The sequence below is a fragment of the Neisseria zoodegmatis genome, from assembly GCF_900187305.1.
Lineage (GTDB): Bacteria > Pseudomonadota > Gammaproteobacteria > Burkholderiales > Neisseriaceae > Neisseria > Neisseria zoodegmatis.
In genome coordinates, this window is the sequence record NZ_LT906434.1 from 845829 (window position 1) to 866178 (window position 20350).

Sequence of the window (20350 nt, forward strand, 5' to 3'; positions counted from 1 at the left end):
AAAATTTCAGACGGTAAAAGTATTATATTGAAGCTACTTCAGTAATCTTACGGAAATCTTCAATAAATTTGCGCATCCACTCAGTAGAAATCAAATCAGACGCGTTTATTTTTTTAGTTGCTAAATCAAGAATTCTTTTTCTATCCAAAAGGAGTGTGCCTCCTAACTTATTAGAGTTAACAAAAGAGCCATTAGAGTCTCGATAAGATAGAGGGATTAGCATGTAATTTGTATAAGATGGCTGCATATGAAAATAATTGCTTAAATGTATTTGATGTGATTCTAAAGTCTTATTTGGCCAATTGGTTTCTTGTGCGCCACATTGTCCAAAAATAACTAAATTAGAAATTGCTTTATCATCGAAATTTCCAATTCCAACTAAATCTAGCCCTGCATCCCCCGATGTAGATAATTGATCAATGCCGCTTGACAATAGATTGACTGGGGCCAACATATCTTGGCTCCCAAGCCTTTTCATAGCCTCTTGTAAATTAGTATCAAAAATATTTCGCCTATCATCAGAGTTTGCATCAAAAATATATACACTTGCCCATTCTGGAAGTAAACTTTGAAAAGCAATTTTACTTAACTCAGTGAAATACTTCGCCCACAATTGAACTACTGATTTGTCTTCCGCCGCTTGACTCTTAAAGTTTCTAAAACTTCTTAGTCTAGAGCAAGCTAAAAGAATTACATATAATTTCTCTTGTGCTGTTAAATTGACAAAATTAGTATTTTTTAAGCTAATGATTTCCCCATTAATTTGAAAAGGGTAAAATTCACCAAAACAACCTTGTCTATATTCTAATAGACTAAAAATATTTTCAACCCTTTCTTCTGCTTTATCTTTTTTTTCAGCAGATGTGATATTTGATTCTAGGTTTTCTTCCAAATCAATATTATTTTCTTCTGGACTAATTACACCTTCTCGAATAAGGCCCTCCATATCACTTTCACTTAAACTATTTTTTTCTTTATGATTAACCAAAATATACAGTTCAATTAAATCAGAAAAAAGATGTGGTGTATTGGGATGAAGCTCTCCTATTTCAAAAGTCATCTTCCTCTCCAGGTTTTTTATCTTTTAAAATTCCACCAATAGTTTTAATATGTTTGCTTATTTGTCGTGCTAAATCGTACATGGCGTCTGAATATTCAATTGTAGAAGTTAAGCTTAAAGCTTTAATTAATAAATTCTCAGCTTCCGTTAATAATTGTGCGAAATCTTCTGCAACTGCAGAAGTTAATCTGTAGGCAATCTCTAATTCGGATCCATGTCGAAATGCTTCTAATGCAGGTTTATTACCGATAATTGCAGATAATTTCCTTAAGTTGCGCGAATCTCCAACTCGAGTTGCGCCTTCTTTTTTTTCAAATAGCCATTCTGTTAACTCTTTAATAGAATCAATGTTAAGTAGATTTGGATTATCTATTGGATTAAGAATATCTTCCCCATCCTGAGTACGCAAACCTACAAACTCTGCAATTTTACTATCAGCTAATGCTGTAGACAGGATAGAAAACTTAAGGCTTAGTTCATTTAATCCTTCTATGCCGTAGAAATTTTCACTTTCTATTAAATTATAAACAGCAAGTGCATCTAAATTTCTTTTAATATAGTCACTTCTACTACCAATTGATTGTGCAACTTCTTTATACTTTTCAAGAAAAGAATCTGCCTCTGCTGCTTGATACAATTGCAAAATATATCTTGCTTTAGCTAAAGGCTCCCATTGTTTTACGCCTGTAATATGACGATAGCCCAAATATGGCAATACAGCAGACCTTGATTCTTTTACAACAACAGGAAGCTCTTGAATATTTCCTGTTTTTTCAGATAGTTCTCTTATTCGAGAAGTTGATTTATTTAGAACAGAGTGATCATTTAGAATCTTAACAGCAGTTAATCTTCGATTACCCTCAACTACTAAATAGCTCTGTGGATCATCAGGATTTGGAATCGCAACAACGGGCTCCCCAGGAAAATATCCGTTCTCAGATATTGCACTCATTAGTTCAATAATTGAGGTTGTATCAGCCAAATACTGTAGCATTTCTGGCTCAGATCGCCCCAAGCTTGAAGGAAGTCTAGGGTTTTCTGGATCAAGCCTTAAATGCTCAATAGGAATAAATGTAATTTCTTGGTTAGCTACTTCATTATCATTCATACTTTATGCCTTATTGTATTAGGTCAGTTTAAAGAAATTTTATTAACTCGTTAGCAACGGCCTGAAAAAGAGCTGGAGGTACTGCATTCCCAATAACCTTGTATTTATTCATTAGGCTAGCGTTAGAGGTATCTGGAAAAATTAAATCTCTTTTAAACCCTTGTAAAATTGCGCACTCTTGGTAGCTAAAACGACGAGCAGGTCTATCTTCAACAAATATCCATTGATCTTTACCTATTTTTTTCATCTTTGGGCTGATTGGATGTAATAAAGTATGCCGAGCATTGCTTACTATTGTTTTAGAAGGCTGTTCCCAATCTTGTCGGCGATTTCGAGACATGTAATACCAATGGAATGGCAGATTATAAAATTCTCCTGTTGGCCAGTCTGGCATCCCATGCAAAGCTTCTCGAATGGTTACATATGGAAGATTACCATTTGGCCCATGAGTAGGAATTGGAAATTTATATTCAACAGCCAGATCTTTTCTTGTTCCAACAATAAAAATTCTTTTTCTGAATTGAGGAACACCATAATCAGCAGCATTTAATACTTTATGATGTACATCATAACTAAGTTCTGAAAATGTATTAATTTGATCTTTAAGTAAATATTCATAATTAGATCGCAGCATTCCATTAACATTTTCTACGATAAAAGCTTTTGGTTTGATTGATTTAAGTGCTCTGGCAAATTCTTTGTATAAGAAATTTAATTTATTATCTGCTTGGCGTAACCCTCCTTGGCTAAAACCTTGGCAGGGATAGCAACCAAGCAATAAGTCTGCTGATGGAAAACTTTCTAATTTTTGTATATCTTTTAAAATATAGTCAGTATCAGGCAAATTAGCTAGATATACATCTCGAGCATAAGGAATAATGTCATTTGCCATTAGGATATTAATGCCTAATTGATGGATACCTGTATCGGAGCCGCCACACCCACTGAATAAAGAAACTGCTGTTGTCATCGTTTTTTCCAAAATTTACTAAATAGGATTATAGCAAAGCTCAGATGGCCTTGTCTTACTCGCAATCTAAGCAGATAGCGCTGCTGAGATATAATTTTTCCTTTGTTTGATATTGCTTACGGTTATTTCAGCCTTTCAGACGGCCTTGCTAGAATGGCTTTTTTAATCGAAATAACCGGAGAGGAAATCATGGCCCGTTTAACTGTGCATAGTGTGGCATCCGCACCTGAGGCGGCAAAAGGTCGTGTGGAAACGGCTCTGAAAAACAACGGCTTTTTGCCGAATCTGATTGGCGTGTTGGCCAATGCGCCGGCGGCCTTGGCAATGTATCAGGAAGTGGGTGCGTTAAATGCCACCACCAGCCTGACCGCAGGCGAGCGCGAGGTGGTGCAGATTACGGCGGCGGTGTTGAATGAGTGCGGTTTCTGCAAAGCGGGGCATACTGCTTTGAGTATGAAAAAGAAATTGCTCGACCCGCAAGCGATTGAGGCTTTACGCAACACGCAGGCCTTGGCAGACCCTAAACTCAACCGCTTGGCTTTGTTTACCCAAGCGGTGATGGCGAATAAAGGCAATGTGGGCGATGCCGAGTTGCAGGCGTTTTTTGATGCGGGGTATAACGAGCAACAGGCTTTGGAAGTAGTGCTGGGCGTGGCGTTGGCCACTTTGTGCAATTACGCCAATAATCTGGCTCGCACGGAAATCAACGAGCAATTGCAGCCTTTTGCTTGATAGGGTTGTTTGGTATGTTGGGAGATGCCGTCTGAAACGTTGTTTTCAGACGGCCTGCAATCTTTTACTCCAATATCTCCTTTATTCTCCCCAGAAGCCAAATCATAGGTTTTTAGTTTTTCTTTCAGGCGAAAATAGGCTGCGGGATTTACGGGGCAGCGTACTGAAGCTTAGTTTTCCTGCATAATAGATTTTCTGACGGCTCGTGTAATGTTTGGCCGGTGGTCAATCGATCGCGTGTTTTGACGGCGAGCGGTCAATGTGTTTGGTAATCATGGTTTGTGTGGTTTGCTGAAAGAAGGTGGTCATGAAAAATTCCTATAAATGTTTTGGCAGGGGATAGGGGGAGTTTTGCCAAGGTTTCAGGCTTTGTTTATGATGCAAAGCCGAAAGCACTTTTCCCGATAAGGTACTATTCATCCATGTACGCTAAATTCAAAAATCCTGAATTGTTTTCCCCAAGTATTGCCGAGCGCGGTTGGCATTATTTTCAAAACCGCCGTGTCGGGGCGGTTTATGATAACGGTCGGCAGCGTTATCAAGCGGAGATTTCCGGTTCCGAGCCTTATCAGGCATGGCTTCAGCTGGATGGTAAAGGCCGAATTGTGGAAGGTGGTTGCGATTGCCCCTGTAACTACCCCTGCAAACATATGGCGGCTTTATGGTATGCCTTGGAAAAGGGGCGGAAGCATAATGTTGCGAACCCGCCGGATTTGACCGCGCTTTTAGAGAAGCAGGACGCACCGTTTTTGCGCAATTTGCTGTCGGTATTGGCGCAAGATCAGGAAATCCGCAACCGTTTGATGTTGATGCTTGAACCGGATAAAACTGAATCCGAGCAGATATACGCTTTCCAAGTGCAGCAGATTTTTGCTGCGTATGGCGGCGATTATTATTACAGCGCGGCTATTAATTTGGCTGGTGAATTGCAAGATTGGCTCTCTGACGTTTCTAATCGCGGCGGTTCGGTTTTGGCGGGCATTTTGCCGTTGCTGATGGGGCGGTTGATTGATGCTATCGAATATTCAGATGATTCCGAGGGCGAATTAAGCGATACCATGTGTTATGCCATCGATTTGTTGGGACAGGTTTTGGAGCGGCAGGATGCTTCTGAATCGAAATTGGCGCAATTGGTTGAATTTGTAGATGTTTGTTTGAATGACAGCCGCTATTCCGATTTTGGTGATTATATTACCGATCTTTACCTTATCCGTGCGCGCGAGTGGGAAAGGCAACAGTCATTTGCCGCCTGGCAGGCATGGTTGGAGACAAAGATTGCAGCATACCGGCCGGACGATTGGTTGTATGAATTTTTTTCAGATGCCAAGCGGCAGATGTTGCTGAAAGCCAAGGAAGACGAAGCAGCCCAAAAGTATTTTGAAAAGAATCTCGAATTGGTTTCATTTCGTCAAATAGCGGTTGCTCAGGCTTTTGAAACCGAAAACTGGTCTAAGGCCGAACAATTGTTGCAAGAAGGCATTCGGATTGCTTTTGCCAAAAATAACCACGGTACGGTAGCGGCTTGGGAAAAACAGCTTCTGGAAGTTTACCGCCGCACAGGGCAATCTATCCGTATGCTGGCTGAGAAGCTGGCTTTGGATAAATCTTTTTCACCGGAATACTACCGAATATGGAAAGAAACCTTTTCTGCTGAAGAATGGCCGTCTGAAAGAGATAAATTGGTGCAACGGTTGCAAGACAAAGATTGGATTTTGGCTCCGGTGTTGTTGGAAGAGCGGCTGTTCGACCCGCTGCTGAATTTATTGCGGCGCAAAAAGGAATATGCAACTTTAGAAAATTACAGCCCTAAGTTTCCCAAAACATATGACGCGGCTTTGCTTGAATGCCACCTGTCTTTACTGGCTGCTTCTATTCAGATGCCGGGAGCGAATCGCAAACACTATTCTATTTTGGTCAAACGCTTGAACATCCTGAAAAAACAATATCCTCATTGCCGTGCGCAGTTCGCAAACTTTGTAGATGCGTTAAAGGCTCAGTACAGTATCAAACCGCACCGGCCGGCTTTGCTGGAAGAATTGGCAAAATTCAAACTCTAGGGTTTTCATACCCTACATCCCTTTATTTATTACTACATGGCAAGCCACTTAAAAGAATGCGTTTGTTATGTTTGCGGCTTTTCCGGGGATTCCAACAACCGGCTATGCCGGAAGATGCTCGGGTTGGAACCGAGTATGCTGGGATAAGCGGGTTAAATAAGTCTGTAAAAAAACAGCCCATCGTTCGGGCTGTTTTTTACGGGATAGGAATGACGTTTAACGTAATTCGGTATGCAGGCGGCTCAGCCAATTGGAAGCGTCGCGGCCTTGATAAGCAGTGCCGTCTTTATTCAGCAGACGTAGGCGGGTACCGTTGGCTGTGGGTTCGGCAAGTACGATCAGCTCGGGTTGGGCTGTGTTGGCAGCGGTATTGCTCTTTTTGCCTTTACCGAAAATGCGTTTGAAAATGCCGGGCTTTTGGTTGGCAACGGCTTCACCTTCCTGTGGTGCGGGTTGTACCAAGAATGCGTTGCTTTGTACGTTTTGGCCGAGTACGGTCAAGCCGATGCGGTCAAGTGCCAGCGCGGTACGGCGCCAGTTGCGGTTGTGGTCGCCGCTGAGCAGTACGCTGTTGCCTTCGATTTTGGCTAATTCGCCTGCGTTGCGTACGGGGGTAACGCTTTTACCTAAGGCGTTTTCTGCTTGACGGGCGTCTACGCCGAGATATTGCATGAAGCGGGCGAGAAAAGCTGCTTCAAGGTTGGGGTCGTTGGGGCGGGGCTGCCACATGGTGGTGTCTTTGTTTTTGTCGCCATACACTTCTTTTAAGCCTTTGTGGGCGAAGAAGATATCTGTGGTACCGTTTCTGCCGCGCTCAATACGGATGATGAATTTGTCGCGCTCGCTGGTGGAGTAAACGCCGCCAAGGCCGACTTTTTCAAACAGGCGGCGCAGGCTGTCTTGCGGGATTTTGGCGCGGTTTTCCGCCCATTCTGTTTCCATTTGGCCGATGGCAGGTTCTTCGGATTTGATGTCAAAACCGTTTTCTTGCCAGAATACTTTCAGTAAGGGCCAGATTTCGGCAGGTTCTTTTCCTTCAACAACGAGCCAGCGTTGGCTGCCGTCGCGTTCCAAATGCACGCCTTTTACGCCTTGCAATACGGCTTGGCTGGCGGGTTGTTGAACGGCTTTATTGCGGTTGAGGTCGCTGGCGCGCACGGCGCCGGTGCCTGCCGGAATTTGATAGAGGTTGCCTTGATCGGGGTTGGTCAGATCGGGCGGTACTTCGAGGCTGACAACTTTACGGTTTTGGGTTTGATAGTCGAGTTTGGGCTGTTCTTTGTTGCCGGAACAGGCGGCCAGGCCGACAAGGGCGAGGGTTAATACTACCGGTTTCATTCGGTTCATATTGCGATTCCTGTGGTTAAATCAAATTGGCTTCTTTGAGCGCATTGCGTACTTTGTCTTGGCTGTCTGAAGAAAGTTCAATAATCGGCAGGCGTACATGCGGGTTGCATCTGCCCAGTTCGGCCAAAGCCCATTTGGAGGCTGCGGGGCTGGGCTCGCAGAACATCACGTTGTAAACGGGAATGAGCTGTTTGTTGAGGGCGCGGGCGGTGGGGATGTCGCCTTTGAGGGCGGCGCGGCACATTTCGGCAAAGGGTTTGGGGGCAACGTTGGCGGCTACGCTGATGACGCCGTCGCCGCCGCACAGCATAAAGGCCATGGCGGTAGGGTCGTCGCCGGAGTAGACGGCAAAGCCTTCGGGAACGCGGTTGATGAGTTCGGTTTCGCGTCCGATATCGCCGCTGGCTTCTTTAACGCCGATGATGTTGGGGATTTCTGCCAGCCGCAAGATGGTTTCGTCGCTCATGTTGACTACGGTGCGGCCGGGCACGTTGTAGATAATCATGGGAATGCTGGCGGCTTCGGCAATGGCTTTGAAATGACGGTAAATGCCTTCTTGGGAGGGCTTGTTGTAGTAGGGTACGACAGACAAGGTGTAGTCTGCGCCCAGCTGTTGGGCGGCTTTGGAAAGCTCGATGGCTTCGGTGGTGTTGTTGGCACCCGTACCGGCAACGACCGGCACACGTTTGTTGACGTGTTTGACGGTAGCTTCGATAACGGCCAAATGCTCTTCTACGGGAAGGGTGGCACTCTCGCCCGTGGTGCCTACGGCCACAATGGCATCGGTGCCGTTTTCAATGTGCCAGTCGATAAGGGATTTGAGTTGGTCGAAATTTACGCTGCCGTCCAGATTCATGGGTGTAACCAGAGCGACCAAGCTGCCTTTTAACATGTTAAAACCTTTATTTCTCAAACGTTCTGTAAAGTTGGCTGATTGTAGCTTACTTTGGAATTGATGTGAAATGCTGATTTCAGACGGCCTGCAAAGGTTTGCAAAGGTTTGAGAGGCCGTCTGAAAAGGTTTTTATGTCCTGATTCATAACGGTTGTTATGCTTATATGCTGAAAAAAGCTGATTTTGAGGCACAAGTGGAGATGATGGAAATTGAAGTGGGGATGGAAATTGTTTACAATCCGCGCTTACAAAATTTATCGTTCGATTACATATAAGGAATCCGTGTTATGGCTCCCATGCCCCCGAAAACAGACGCGCCCGACTTGGTTTACCGTTTGGAAGACAAGCCGCCTTTTGCCAATGCTTTATTGAGTGCCATTACCCACTTGCTGGCGATTTTTGTGCCGATGATTACGCCGGCGTTGATTGTGGGCGGTGCGCTCAAACTGCCGCCTGAAATGACGGCTTATTTGGTGTCGATGGCGATGGTGGCCTCAGGTATTGGCACCTATTTGCAGGTAAACCGTTTCGGGCCGGTCGGTTCGGGTTTGCTGTCGATTCAATCGGTTAACTTTTCATTTGTCGGCGTGATGATTTCGCTGGGTTTGGGCATGAAAGAGCAGGGCTTGGACGAGCACGCCATGGTTTCGGCGCTGCTGGGCGTGGCGTTTGTCGGCGCGTTTTTGGTGGCCGGTTCCGCTTGGTTGCTGCCTTATCTGAAAAAAGTGATTACGCCGACCGTGAGCGGCGTAGTGGTGATGATGATCGGCCTGAGTTTGATCAGCGTGGCGATTACCGAATTTGGCGGCGGCTTTGCAGCTTTGGGCGACGGCACATTCGGTGCGTGGCAGAACATTGCTTTGGCGGCGTTTGTGTTGGCGGTGGTGCTGTTTTTCAATGCGTTGAAAAATCCGTTGCTGCGTATGAGCGGTATCGCGGTGGGCATGATTGCGGGCTATGTCGTAGCTCTGTTTTTGGGCATGGTGGATTTTTCGGTGCTGAAAGATTTGCCGATCATTACTGTGCCGGTGCCGTTTAAATACGGTTTTGATTTCCAGTGGGTGCCGTTTTTGGTGGCCGGCTTGGTGTATTTGCTGAGTATTTTTGAGGCGGTGGGCGATTTGACCGCTACGGCGATGGTGTCTGGCGAACCTTATGAAGGCGACGAATTCCAACAGCGTTTGCGCGGCGGGGTGTTGGCCGACGGTTTGGTGTCGGTGATTGCCACTGCGCTCGGTTCGCTGCCGTTGACGACGTTTGCGCAAAACAACGGTGTGATTCAAATGACCGGCGTGGCTTCGCGCCATGTGGGTAAATATATCGCCGCGATTTTGGTGCTGCTCGGTTTGTTTCCGATTGTCGGACGTGCCTTTACCACCATTCCCAGTCCGGTAATCGGCGGCGCGATGGTATTGATGTTCGGCCTGATTGCGATTGCGGGCGTGCGCATCATTATGACTAACGGTATCAACCGTCGCGAAGCTGTGATTGCGGCAACGTCTATCGGCTTGGGGTTGGGCGTGAGTTTCAAGCCGGAAGTGTTTGCGTTGCTGCCGGTTAAAGAGTTGTTTCAAAACCCGATCTGTATGGGCGGCGTGGCGGCGTTGGTGATGAATTTGGTAATGCCGCGCGATACTGGTGCGAAAGTGTATTTGAGCGACGAGTTGGAGAGCTAACCGTTCGTTGTTTGATTTGAAGTGTAAACAGGCCGTCTGAAACTTTTCAGACGGCCTGTTGCGTATGGCGGCGCTCGGATTAATCGTCGTAGTCGATGCGTTTGGAGTAAACCTTTCCGGTTCGTGCATCCACTTTCAATTCATATTTTCTGCCTTTGGAAATGATGTCCACATCGTAATGCGGGCGGCGGGAGTCGAGCTCGGAATCGACATCGACCACCCGGCCTTTCACTTGCGCCTTGGCCGCAGCAACGGCTTTTTGCGATGAGATGTATTTGGCTGCCAAAGCAGGGGATGCGGCGGTGAGGAAAATCACGGCGGCGCCGATAGTCGTTAATAATCTTTTCATGGCATACATTCCTTCATTTGCGAACAATCAGGGTATTTTTGATTGTAAGCAGCCAAGATTAGCCCGAAATTAGCCGTAAATTGCCAATCATAAAAGCGCAGGATAGGGGCTTGATACATATTTTATAGCCATCTGAATATATGCTATAATTTGCGACTGATTTTTATCTGAATGTTTTCCAAGTAGGCGGAAGTAGGCGGTTTTGGAAGCCTTCTTGGGTGTGAAAAAATTAATTTTTAAATAATAGTAAGGGTTTACGATGAGCGTAACTGTAGAAAATTTGGAAAATCTGGAACGCAAAGTAGTGTTGTCTCTGCCATGGAACGAAATCAATGCAGAAACCGACAAACGCTTGCAGCAAACCCAGCGCCGCGTGAAAATCGACGGTTTCCGTCCCGGTAAAGCGCCGCTGAAAATGGTTGCTTCTATGTATGGTGCGAGCGTGCAAAACGATGTGTTGAACGAGCTGGTTCAAAAAGCATTCTACGACGTTGCCGTTGCCCAAAACCTGAAAGTAGCCGGTTATCCCCGCTTTGAAAACGTTGAAGAGCAGGAAGATAAAGATGCTTTGAAAATCGCCGCGATTTTCGAAGTATTCCCCGAAGTGAAAGTAGGCGATTTGTCTGCACAAGAAGTAGAAAAAGTAACTGCTGAAGTGGGCGATGCCGAAGTAGATAAAACCATCGAAATCCTGCGTAAGCAACGCACCAGCTTCAAACATGTAGAGCGTGAAGCGCAAAACGGTGACCGTGTGATCATCGATTTTGAAGGTAAAATCGACGGCGTACCGTTTGACGGCGGCAGCGCACAAAACTATCCGTTTGTATTGGGCAACGGTCAAATGCTGCCTGAATTCGAAGCCGGCGTGTTGGGCTTGAAAGAAGGCGAAAGCAAAGATGTGGAAGTTAACTTCCCTGAAGACTATCACGGTAAAGACGTTGCCGGTAAAACCGCTGTATTTACCATCAGCCTGAAAAACGTTTCAGAAGCGACTCTGCCCGAAGTGGACGAGCAGTTTGCCAAAGCCTTGGGCATCGAAGACGGCGACGTGGCAAAAATGCGTGAAGAAGTGCGTAAAAACGTAGCGCGCGAAGTGTCTCGCCGCACTGAAAACCAAACCAAAGATGCCGTGATGGAAGCGCTGTTGAAAGTGACCGACATCCAACTGCCCAAAGCATTGGTTAACGACGAAGCCGAGCGTTTGGCTAATGAAATGAAACAAAACTTCGTTAATCAAGGCATGGCAGATGCGGCCAATTTGGACTTGCCTGCCGATATGTTTAAAGAGCAGGCCGAACGCCGCGTGGCTTTGGGCTTGATTTTGGCCCAACTGGTTGACGACAATAAACTGGAGCCGACCGAAGAGCAGGTTAAAGCCGTGGTAAGCGACTTTGCCGAAAGCTACGAAGATCCGCAAGAAGTGATTGATTGGTACTTCGCCGACAAACAACGTCTGCAAGGCCCGACTTCTTTGGCCGTTGAAGCCAACGTAGTGAATTTTGTGTTGGGCAAAGCCAAAGTCAACGAGAAAGTATTGTCGTTTGACGAAGTGATGGGCGCGCAGGCTTAAGGTTTCCCGGCTGACAAGGCCGTCTGAAACTTTTGGTTGAAAGACAAACAAGCACCGAAGCAGCCTTCCGCGCTTTGGTGCTTTTTACTGAATATCCTGAAAAGGAGTGTAATGATGATTCCCGATATTCATAACGGCTATTTGGTGCCTACCGTTATCGAGCAGAGCGGCCGCGGCGAGCGCGCGTTCGACATTTATTCGCGCCTCTTGAAAGAGCGTATCGTTTTCTTGGTCGGCCCTGTGAACGACGACAGTGCCAATTTGGTGGTGGCACAATTGCTGTTTTTGGAAAGCGAAAATCCCGACAAAGATATTTTCTTGTATATCAACTCACCGGGCGGCTCGGTGACTGCCGGTATGTCGATTTACGACACCATGAATTTCATCAAGCCCGATGTATCTACGCTGTGTTTGGGCCAAGCCGCCAGCATGGGTGCGTTTCTGCTTTCTGCCGGTGCCAAAGGCAAACGCTTTGCCCTGCCCAACAGCCGTGTGATGATTCACCAGCCTTTAATCAGCGGCGGATTGGGCGGACAGGCTTCCGATATCGAAATCCATGCGCGTGAGCTGTTGAAGTTAAAAGACAAGCTTAACCGTCTGCTGGCAAAACATACCGGTCAGGATTTGGAAAAAGTAGAGCGCGATACCGACCGTGATAACTATATGTCGGCAGAAGAAGCTCAAAAATACGGTTTGATCGACCAAGTGCTGGAAGACCGGGCCGGCATCAAGCTGTAATTTAGGCTGTTTCATATAAGCAAACGGCTGTGTTTGTTTTCAGACGGCCTCATGCCTAGTATGGCAGCTATCTTGTGCGGCTTTTCTGTATTGATTGCTGCTTGAATGCTTAACTTGATCCGCATTTATCTCCGACTATTGTCATGAGGTATCAGGCCGTCTGAAATGTTATGTTCAGACGGCCTGTCGGTATACCTTACGTTATTTTCTAAAGAATCAAACCATGAATTTACTCGGTGCGCTGGCTAAAGTCGGCAGTTTAACCATGGTGTCGCGCATACTCGGTTTTGTGCGCGATACGATTATTGCGCGTACTTTTGGTGCGGGTATGGCGACAGATGCTTTCTTTGTCGCTTTTAAATTACCGAATTTATTGCGGCGGATTTTTGCGGAAGGTGCATTTGCGCAGGCGTTTGTGCCGATTTTGGCCGAATACCGGCAAACCCGTTCGGAAGAAGCGACACGCGAGTTTATCCGTCATGTGGCGGGCATGTTGTCGTTTGTGCTGGTGGTGGTAACGGCCATCGGTATTTTGGCGGCGCCGTGGGTAATTTATGCTTCTGCTCCGGGTTTTGCTAAGAATCCGGATAAGTTTCAACTTTCTGCAGAACTGCTGAGAGTTACTTTTCCTTATATCTTGTTGATTTCCCTCTCATCTTTTGTCAGCTCGATTCTCAATACTTACCATAAATTCAGCATTCCCGCGGTTACACCGACCTTGCTGAATATTTCGTTTATCGTTTTTGCCCTGTTTTTGGTGCCTTATTTCGACCCGCCCGTGATGGCACTTGCATGGGCTGTATTTATCGGCGGTGTGTTGCAGCTGGGTTTTCAATTGCCGTGGTTGGCCAAGCTGGGTTTTTTGAAACTGCCCAAGTTGAATTTTAAAGATGCCGCAGTCAACCGCGTGATGAAGCAAATGGCTCCCGCTATTCTGGGCGTGAGTGTGGCGCAAATTTCGTTGGTGATTAACACGATTTTCGCATCGTTTCTGCAATCGGGCAGTGTGTCGTGGATGTATTATGCAGACCGTTTGATGGAGCTTCCGGCGGGCGTATTGGGCGCGGCATTAGGCACTATTCTGCTGCCCACTTTGTCGAAACATGCGGCCAGTGAAAACCCGCAGGAATTTTCGTCTTTGCTGGATTGGGGTTTGCGCTTGTGTATGCTGCTGGCGATGCCTGCTGCCGTGGGGCTGGCGGTATTGTCGTTTCCGCTGGTGGCGACATTATTTATGTATAAAGAGTTTACCCTGAACGATGCTGTGATGACGCAAAATGCGCTGATTGCTTATTCTTTCGGCCTGTTGGGTTTGATCATGATTAAAGTGTTGGCGCCCGGTTTTTATGCACGCCAAAACATTAAAACGCCGGTAAAAATCGCAATTTTCACGCTGGTGTGTACGCAGCTGATGAACCTCGTCTTTATCGGCCCGCTGCAACATGTCGGCTTGGCGTTGGCAATTGGCTTGGGTGCGTGTTTGAATGCCGGATTGCTGTATTTTCTGCTGCGTAAACATGATATTTACAAGCCGGGTGCAGGGTGGAGCATGTTCCTGCTGAAGCTGGTGTTGGCTTTGGCGGTGATGGGTGCAGGTTTATGGGGTGCTCAAGCTTACCTGCCGTTGAAGTGGGAAGCGGTATCCGGTTGGCAGAAGGCTGCACAACTTTTAGGCTTGGTTGCGTTGGGCGGAACACTATATTTTGCTGCTTTGGCAGCTTTGGGTTTCCGTCCGCGCGATTTCAAACGCTTAGAAAAATAAATCAGAATGTTTATCCTAACTGCTTAATTATAAACAAATAGCATTCTTAAAATATGGTTTATTCATAAAACATCAAAGAATATTTTTATGTTATATGCCTTTAAAAATAACATGTTATACTTTTCTTGCTATACAATGTAATTTTCTGTTTCTTACCGGCAAAATAATATGACCCAAACGACCCCTGAATCATTATTTCAACAAGGGCATGAGTTATTGCTGCAAGACCCTAATAATTGTGCCGCTGCCGTTCCCTTGCTGTTTGAAGCTGCCCAAGCGGGCCATACCGAGGCTGCATTCCAGCTGGCAGGCTGTCTACTGAACGGTGCGGGTGCCCGACCTGACTATGAGGCGGCACATTATTGGTTGGAACAGGCCGCAGGAAAAGGCCATCTGTATGCCCGTTATAATCTGCTGCAAATCCGAGCGGCCAATGGAGAGCCGTTTGAAGAGCAGATTGATGCTTATGCGGAACTGGCGGAGCAGGGTATTCTTCATGCCCAGCTCCGTTTGCTTGAATACTGCGCCGATAAAAAAGATCCGCAAGCCGTGCATTGGGCGGAATTGGCGGCAAAGCAAGGTAATGCCGAAGCGCAGCTGTATTTGGCCAAGTATTACCAGCAATGCCCGACACCGGATTTGGCTCGCGCTCATGAATTGCTTACCCGTGCCGCCGAGCAGGGCTTGGTGGCTGCCCATTGGTTGTTGGGTAATCAATACCGTTACGGGCAGCATGTGGAGAAAAATCTGCACAAAGCAGCGGAACACTTTATGCCTGCCGCGTTGCAAAACATGCCGCCTGCGCAATCTTCATTGGGCGAGGTGTTGTTGGAGTTGGGAGACAGCAACGCTATCGAATGGTTGGAAAAAGCGGCTGGTGCTGGAGACTCCGATGCGCAGGCAGCTTTGGCAGAGGTTTATCTGACAGGGCGTTTTGTTGAACGCGATTATGGCAAAGCGCGCAAATATGCCTCTTCGGCAGCCCGTCGCAATCACCCGAAAGCATTACGCTTGCTGGGCGATATTTTCCGTTACGGTTTAGGTATTGATGCAGATGGTGATGTGGCGTCGAGACAATACAAACGTGCCGCCGAGTTGGGCGATATGGTCGCGCATCAGAAATTGCTGGCCGACACGGCCTTGACCCGTGCGGGCGAATACGAAGAAGCCAAAAAGGCCGCGTTGATGTTTCAGAAGTCCGATCAGGATTATCAAACCGCGTTCGCCTATCATTACGGATTAGACCGCCAGCAAGATTATATGCTTGCCCGCAAATATTACTTGCAGGCTGCGGAGCTTGACCACCGCAAGGCACAAACCAATCTCGGCATGATGTATTACAACGGTCAGGGTGTGGATACCGACCCCGAGCAGGCTGCGTATTGGTTTGAACAGGCGGCAAGCCAAGGGGATGCAGTGGCGCAATACAATTTGGCTTGTCTGCATTATCACGGTCATGGTGCGCCGAAGAGTGCTGAAACGGCTTGCCGTTTATTGCAGAGTGCTATTGATAACGGTCATGAGCACGCAGCCCAGCTTAATCAGCTGTTAACGCAATGGCGACGGGAAATCAGGGCTTAGGCCGATCAATCTCGGGTGTTGGATTGCTAGTTGAAAGTGGAAGAGAGCCGGAAATCGTGAGTTTATTAACCGGATTAAGGTATTAGAGCTATTTTCCTTTTAGTGTTACTTCCTAGATTAGAGGCCGTCTGAAAAAATAATTTCAGACGGCCTTTGGTTTATCCAGTCGTTGATTTATGAAGAAAACAGCGGCTTTGGTTTTTAAGTTCGCTTTATGAGTTAAGCAAGCTCTCGTCCAACATTAAGTCTTCGCTCTTATTCACACGGATTTTGCGTTCCAATACGTTTTTGGCAATGTCTTGCGCTTCAATCAACGAGTGCATTTGGTAAGTGCCGCATTGGTATTCGTTTAATTCAGGAATCTCGTTTTGATTCTGCACGTTTAATACGTCCTGCATCGAAGCCAGCCAAGCTGCGGCAACTTGTTCTTCATCGGGCGTGCCGATCAGGCTCATATAGAAGCCGGTGCGGCAACCCATCGGAGAAATATCAATGATTTCCACGTCTTTGCCGTTTAGATGTTCGCGCATAAATCCGGCAAACAGATGCTCTAATGTGTGAATGCCTTTTTCCGACAAAATCTCACGGTTCGGCACGCAGAAGCGTAAATCATATACGGTAATATCGTCGCCTTTGGGTGTGTGCATGGTTTTTGCTACGCGCACGGCCGGGGCGTGCATGCGGGTATGGTCGACTTTAAAACTGTCCAACAACGGCATAGTGAATTCCTTTTGAAAAAGCGGTGTTATGTGCCTGTAACCATTGTTCAGTTATGGAAATACAGGCGGTTGATTGGGTGGAATCATAACATTTTTTGGCTGAAAGGGCTGAATGCCTTTGCGGAATCTAGGAGGGGTTAGCTACGTCATGGAGGTAACGCGGTATTAGGGCATAGTTGGAAGCTTTTTGCTTTTTAAGGCCGTCTGAAAATAATGTTGTACATTTATGACTTAATGAATTAGACAAAATAAAGGCCTTCGAATACTTCATGCACATTCCCAATACTTTTCATAAATAATTGGAAAATGGAAGTATTCAAAGACCTTTAGGGTTTTAGTTTGCCTTATTCAAACAATACATCGATATCGCCGTCGTTTACTCCCAACGTAGCTTGTTTCGGAGGATGTCCGACGCTTTGTTGCCATTGCAAGAAGCTTTGCGCAATAACCGGAAGTACTTGCTGGTTGAGTAAGTGGTCTATGTTTCGTGCTCCGCTGTCGCTGACGGTGCAAGAAGAGGCGAGCAGATTGATGAATTCATCGCTGTAAACCAGTTTGGTTTGATGTTGTTCATACAGATGCCCCGCCACTTTATTCAACTTCAAGCGGACAATCTCAGCCAAAGCTTCAGTTTGAAGCGGTCTGTATAGGATAACCTGCATCCTTGCCAGCAAAGCTGCTTGGAAATGTTCTACCAAAATAGGGCGGATGGCTTCTTGAAGCTCGGCTTGGGTGTATTCCGGTATTTCTACGGTGTTATCTTCCGCAGCTGCTTCTGTTTGTTCTCCTTCAGCTTGAGCCGCTTCTTCAACATTTTGCTCAACTGCTTCATCGGCAGCAGTTTGTTCGTCGGCTGTTTCTTCAACAGGTTGAAGCAGTTGGATTAATTCGTCCGCACCTAAGTTGGAAGTCATCAAAATAACGGTGTTTTTGAAGTCGATTTCCCTGCCTTCGCCATCGCGCATGATGCCTTTATCGAATACTTGATAGAACAGGTTGAGAATATCTTTGTGCGCTTTTTCGATTTCATCCAGCAAAACCACGCTATAAGGTTTTTGGCGAACCGCTTCGGTTAGGATGCCGCCTTGACCGTAGCCTACATATCCCGGAGGAGAACCTTTAAGCTGAGAAACGGTATGCGCTTCGCGGTATTCCGACATATTGATGGTAATTAATGATTTCTCGCCGCCGAAGAGCGCATCAGCCAAGGCTAAAGCGGTTTCGGTTTTGCCAACGCCGGAAGGACCGGAGAGAAGGAATACGCCCAATGGTGATTCATTTGTTTTCAAGCCTGCTTTAACGGCGCGGAGGCTTTGGGCAATGGCATGAATGGCTTCGTCTTGGCCGACTACACGTTTGGACATGATGTCTTCCAATTGCAGCAGATTGGCCAGTTCGTCTTTGAGAATGCTGCCTGTCGGCACGCCGGTCCAGTCGGCGATAATGTTGGCGATTACGCTTTCATCAACGCTGGTAAAGATTAAACTTTGGTCGTCTGAAGCCATTTTTTCCAATTCGGATTGAGCTGCGTGCAATTCATCTTTGGCTTGCGTGCGGGCGTGGTCATCCAAGTCGGGATTTTTAATCTGGGCGATGAGTTCTTGCACTTTATCGGCCAGTTGTTTTTCTGATTCATAGCGTGCAGTTAATGTTGCTTTTTTCGAGTTCAACTCGTCGAACTCTTTTTGAACCGAAGCCATTTTTTCTTGTTGTGATTCGGTTGCTTGGCTCAATAAATCATCGGTCTTCAAAGCTTCAATTTCCCGTTGCAGGGATGCAGCTTGGGCGTCCATCAGGCTGAACTGATGAGGTACGGTATCCAAACTCATGCGGACACGGGCAGAGGCTGTGTCCAACAAATCAACGGCTTTATCGGGCAGTTGGCGTCCTGTGATGTATTTACGGGAAAGTTGGACGGCGGCAACGATGGCGGAATCTTGGATGTGGACGTTATGGTAGGCGGCGTAACGTTGTTTCAAGCCGCGCAACATGGTAAAGGCTGATTCATCATCAGGCTCATCCACTTTAACCATTTGGAAACGGCGCTCCAGAGCAGCGTCTTTTTCGAAATATTGCTTGTATTCGCTCCAAGTCGTCGCGGCGATGGTGCGCAATTCGCCCCTTGCCAAAGCAGGTTTAAGCAAGTTGGCTGCGTCGGCACCGCCGGCGCTGTTGCCGGCACCAATCAAAGTGTGGGCTTCGTCAATAAACAGTAAAGTGGATTTCTCAGCGTTTTGAACGGCTTCAATCACGTTTCTCAAGCGTTGTTCAAATTCGCCTTTCACGCCGGCACCGGCTTGCAGCAGGCCTAAATCCAATACCAGCAATTGGGTGTCTTTTAAAATGTTGGGTACTTCGTTTGCGGCAATTTTTAATGCCAAACCTTCTACCAATGCGGTTTTACCAACACCGGGTTCGCCTACCAAAATGGGATTGTTTTTGCGGCGGCGGAGTAGGATGTCGATCATTTGGCGGATTTCGGTTTCGCGGCCGAAAATAGGGTCGATTTCACCTTTTTGTGCTTTTTCGGTGAGGTTTACGGTAAATTTGGCCAAAGCTTCATTTTGATTGTTTGGGGCAACAGAGAGTGCGGCAGATTCTGTTTTGCCGGCATTTTCTTCAACAGAGCTTTCTGCTGAATGAGTTGTGTGCTGTATGCCTTCGGTTGATACTTCATCCAACCAGTTTTTCAGACGGCCTATTTGTGTTTCTGTGATGCTGAATAGGGGCCAAGCGTCTTGGCTCATCAACCGGTAGGGTGATTTTAATAATGCGATATAAAGATGCGACGAGCGGATTTCTGTGCTGCCGTCGTCAGAAGCCTGCAACCAAGCATCGGCCAGCAATGCCACCAAAGATTTGGAAAGGCTGGGATTGCCGCGCACATTGCGAGGCAGTTTGTCCATTGTGGCGAGCAGCGGGTTCCAGATGCCGTCTGAATTGATTTCATAGCGGCGGAGAATGGATACGATATCGCCTTCATCCAGCTCTAGAAGTTTGATAAATAAGTGGTCGACTGTGATTTCGGCATGACCACGGGTTTGGCATAAACTGGCTGCTGCTTCCATAGCCTGTTGGCAATAGGCATTCAAACGGCGTAGAAGCATAGCTTGATTCTGAGCAGACATAATAATTCTCTAGTTAATGTGTTTAACTTTAATGTGTTTAGTAAAAAGTGCTGCCGGAGGGCAGCACTTTAGCGGCTTAAGCGCGGCTTTCGTTCCAGCTGTCAGAGTGGATGATGTTGCCGTCTTTGTAAGTCCAAGTGATTTTTTCGTAACGCAGTTCTACGCGCTCCAGGTGGTTGTAGCGCTCGCGTTGCGGATCTTTGATGTTGTACATTACGGGTGCAACACCTACCACTTTAACGTTGTCCAGCTTAGTATTGAAATATTCTTTCTCTTGGCCGGATTCGTCGATTTGGTACCATTTGATTTCTACTTCTTTTAAAGTTTGACCGGTAGTTACCGCTTTAAACAAGTAGGGAGAAGATGCGTCGTATTCTTTGTACAAAACGATCGGCTCGTGAACACGAGTGCCGGTCAATTTGCCGGTGTTTGCATCGGTAGGAATGCGAACGTTGTGTTGGAACTCAACGATCTCAACGCTGTCTTCGCGGCCGTTTACATCTACGGAACCTTTAATGGCAGAGCCACCGTCGTCTTTCAGCCACATATAAGCAGGAATTGCCATATATTACTCCTTAGTTTAATGAGGAAGGTTAGGATTTCCCCCGAGGGGAGAAAGTTTGCCCAATACGAATATTAGGAAACTTTCTTTATTTTAA

At 46.6% G+C, this 20350-nt stretch carries 16 protein-coding genes; 7 read left to right on the forward strand and 9 right to left on the reverse strand.

Annotation, left to right across the window (positions count from 1 at the left end; genetic code table 11):
* Window positions 1–22 precede the first annotated feature (22 nt).
* Genes CKV66_RS03890 through CKV66_RS03900 form a run of 3 tightly spaced genes read right to left on the reverse strand, consistent with a single transcriptional unit; the run spans window position 23 to window position 3138 of the window.
* Window positions 23–1060: a hypothetical protein gene (locus tag CKV66_RS03890; RefSeq protein WP_085364081.1), complete on the reverse strand. Its 1038-nt coding sequence runs from the start codon at window positions 1058–1060 to the stop codon at window positions 23–25.
* On the reverse strand, window positions 1050–2168 hold the full coding sequence (locus CKV66_RS03895; RefSeq protein ID WP_085364080.1) for a ParB N-terminal domain-containing protein: 1119 nt from the start codon (window positions 2166–2168) through the stop codon (window positions 1050–1052). Before CKV66_RS03895 ends, CKV66_RS03890 begins: the two co-directional genes overlap by 11 nt.
* A 28-nt stretch (window positions 2169–2196) precedes the next feature.
* Window positions 2197–3138: a DNA cytosine methyltransferase gene (locus CKV66_RS03900; RefSeq protein ID WP_085364079.1), complete on the reverse strand. Its 942-nt coding sequence runs from the start codon at window positions 3136–3138 to the stop codon at window positions 2197–2199.
* A 189-nt stretch (window positions 3139–3327) separates the two neighbouring features.
* Here CKV66_RS03900 and CKV66_RS03905 point away from each other — a divergent pair, with 189 nt between their 5' ends.
* Both CKV66_RS03905 and CKV66_RS03910 read left to right on the forward strand, forming a co-directional pair.
* Window positions 3328–3870 (forward strand): carboxymuconolactone decarboxylase family protein, encoded by a 543-nt coding sequence (locus tag CKV66_RS03905; RefSeq protein ID WP_085364116.1) that lies wholly within the window; start codon window positions 3328–3330, stop codon window positions 3868–3870.
* 422 nt (window positions 3871–4292) lie between these two features.
* Window positions 4293–5927: an SWIM zinc finger family protein gene (locus CKV66_RS03910; RefSeq protein ID WP_085364078.1), complete on the forward strand. Its 1635-nt coding sequence runs from the start codon at window positions 4293–4295 to the stop codon at window positions 5925–5927.
* Window positions 5928–6143: 216 nt separating this feature from the next.
* Here CKV66_RS03910 and bamC read toward each other — a convergent pair whose 3' ends face one another.
* Both bamC and dapA read right to left on the reverse strand, forming a co-directional pair.
* Entirely contained in the window at window positions 6144–7274 is a 1131-nt protein-coding gene (bamC, locus tag CKV66_RS03915) for an outer membrane protein assembly factor BamC (protein WP_085364077.1), read from the reverse strand.
* Between the two features lie 16 nt (window positions 7275–7290).
* Window positions 7291–8166 carry a 4-hydroxy-tetrahydrodipicolinate synthase gene (gene dapA, locus CKV66_RS03920; RefSeq protein ID WP_085364076.1) on the reverse strand — a complete coding sequence of 292 codons (876 nt, stop codon included), beginning with the start codon at window positions 8164–8166 and terminating at the stop codon, window positions 7291–7293.
* Between the two features lie 289 nt (window positions 8167–8455).
* Between dapA and CKV66_RS03925 the strand changes: the two genes are divergently transcribed.
* Entirely contained in the window at window positions 8456–9844 is a 1389-nt protein-coding gene (locus tag CKV66_RS03925) for a nucleobase:cation symporter-2 family protein (protein ID WP_095197833.1), read from the forward strand.
* A gap of 79 nt (window positions 9845–9923) precedes the next feature.
* Here the strand turns inward: CKV66_RS03925 and CKV66_RS03930 are convergent, their stop codons facing one another.
* The gene (locus tag CKV66_RS03930; RefSeq protein ID WP_085364075.1) at window positions 9924–10193 is read right to left on the reverse strand and encodes a PepSY domain-containing protein; all 270 of its coding nucleotides are present in this window, start codon (window positions 10191–10193) and stop codon (window positions 9924–9926) included.
* A 259-nt stretch (window positions 10194–10452) separates the two neighbouring features.
* On the opposite strand from CKV66_RS03930, the gene tig reads away from it, so the two are divergent.
* The 4 genes from tig (at window position 10453) to CKV66_RS03950 (ending at window position 15844) form a co-directional block, all read left to right on the forward strand.
* Window positions 10453–11763 (forward strand): trigger factor, encoded by a 1311-nt coding sequence (tig, locus tag CKV66_RS03935; RefSeq protein ID WP_085364074.1) that lies wholly within the window; start codon window positions 10453–10455, stop codon window positions 11761–11763.
* A 114-nt stretch (window positions 11764–11877) separates the two neighbouring features.
* Window positions 11878–12501 carry an ATP-dependent Clp endopeptidase proteolytic subunit ClpP gene (gene clpP / locus CKV66_RS03940; RefSeq protein WP_085364114.1) on the forward strand — a complete coding sequence of 208 codons (624 nt, stop codon included), beginning with the start codon at window positions 11878–11880 and terminating at the stop codon, window positions 12499–12501.
* Between the two features lie 223 nt (window positions 12502–12724).
* The gene (gene murJ / locus CKV66_RS03945; RefSeq protein ID WP_085364073.1) at window positions 12725–14263 is read left to right on the forward strand and encodes a murein biosynthesis integral membrane protein MurJ; all 1539 of its coding nucleotides are present in this window, start codon (window positions 12725–12727) and stop codon (window positions 14261–14263) included.
* Window positions 14264–14431: 168 nt separating this feature from the next.
* Window positions 14432–15844, forward strand: a complete 1413-nt coding sequence (locus CKV66_RS03950) for an SEL1-like repeat protein (RefSeq protein ID WP_085364072.1) — start codon at window positions 14432–14434, stop codon at window positions 15842–15844.
* Window positions 15845–16056: 212 nt separating this feature from the next.
* Here the strand turns inward: CKV66_RS03950 and luxS are convergent, their stop codons facing one another.
* The 3 genes from luxS to CKV66_RS03965 all read right to left on the reverse strand — a co-directional run bounded on the left by luxS (window position 16057) and on the right by CKV66_RS03965 (window position 20256).
* A complete protein-coding gene (gene luxS / locus CKV66_RS03955) occupies window positions 16057–16563 on the reverse strand; it encodes an S-ribosylhomocysteine lyase (RefSeq protein WP_085364071.1) in 507 nt (168 codons plus the stop codon).
* Window positions 16564–16907: 344 nt separating this feature from the next.
* On the reverse strand, window positions 16908–19691 hold the full coding sequence (tssH, locus tag CKV66_RS03960) for a type VI secretion system ATPase TssH (protein WP_085364070.1): 2784 nt from the start codon (window positions 19689–19691) through the stop codon (window positions 16908–16910).
* 76 nt (window positions 19692–19767) lie between these two features.
* On the reverse strand, window positions 19768–20256 hold the full coding sequence (locus CKV66_RS03965; protein WP_085356701.1) for an Hcp family type VI secretion system effector: 489 nt from the start codon (window positions 20254–20256) through the stop codon (window positions 19768–19770).
* Window positions 20257–20350 lie beyond the last annotated feature (94 nt).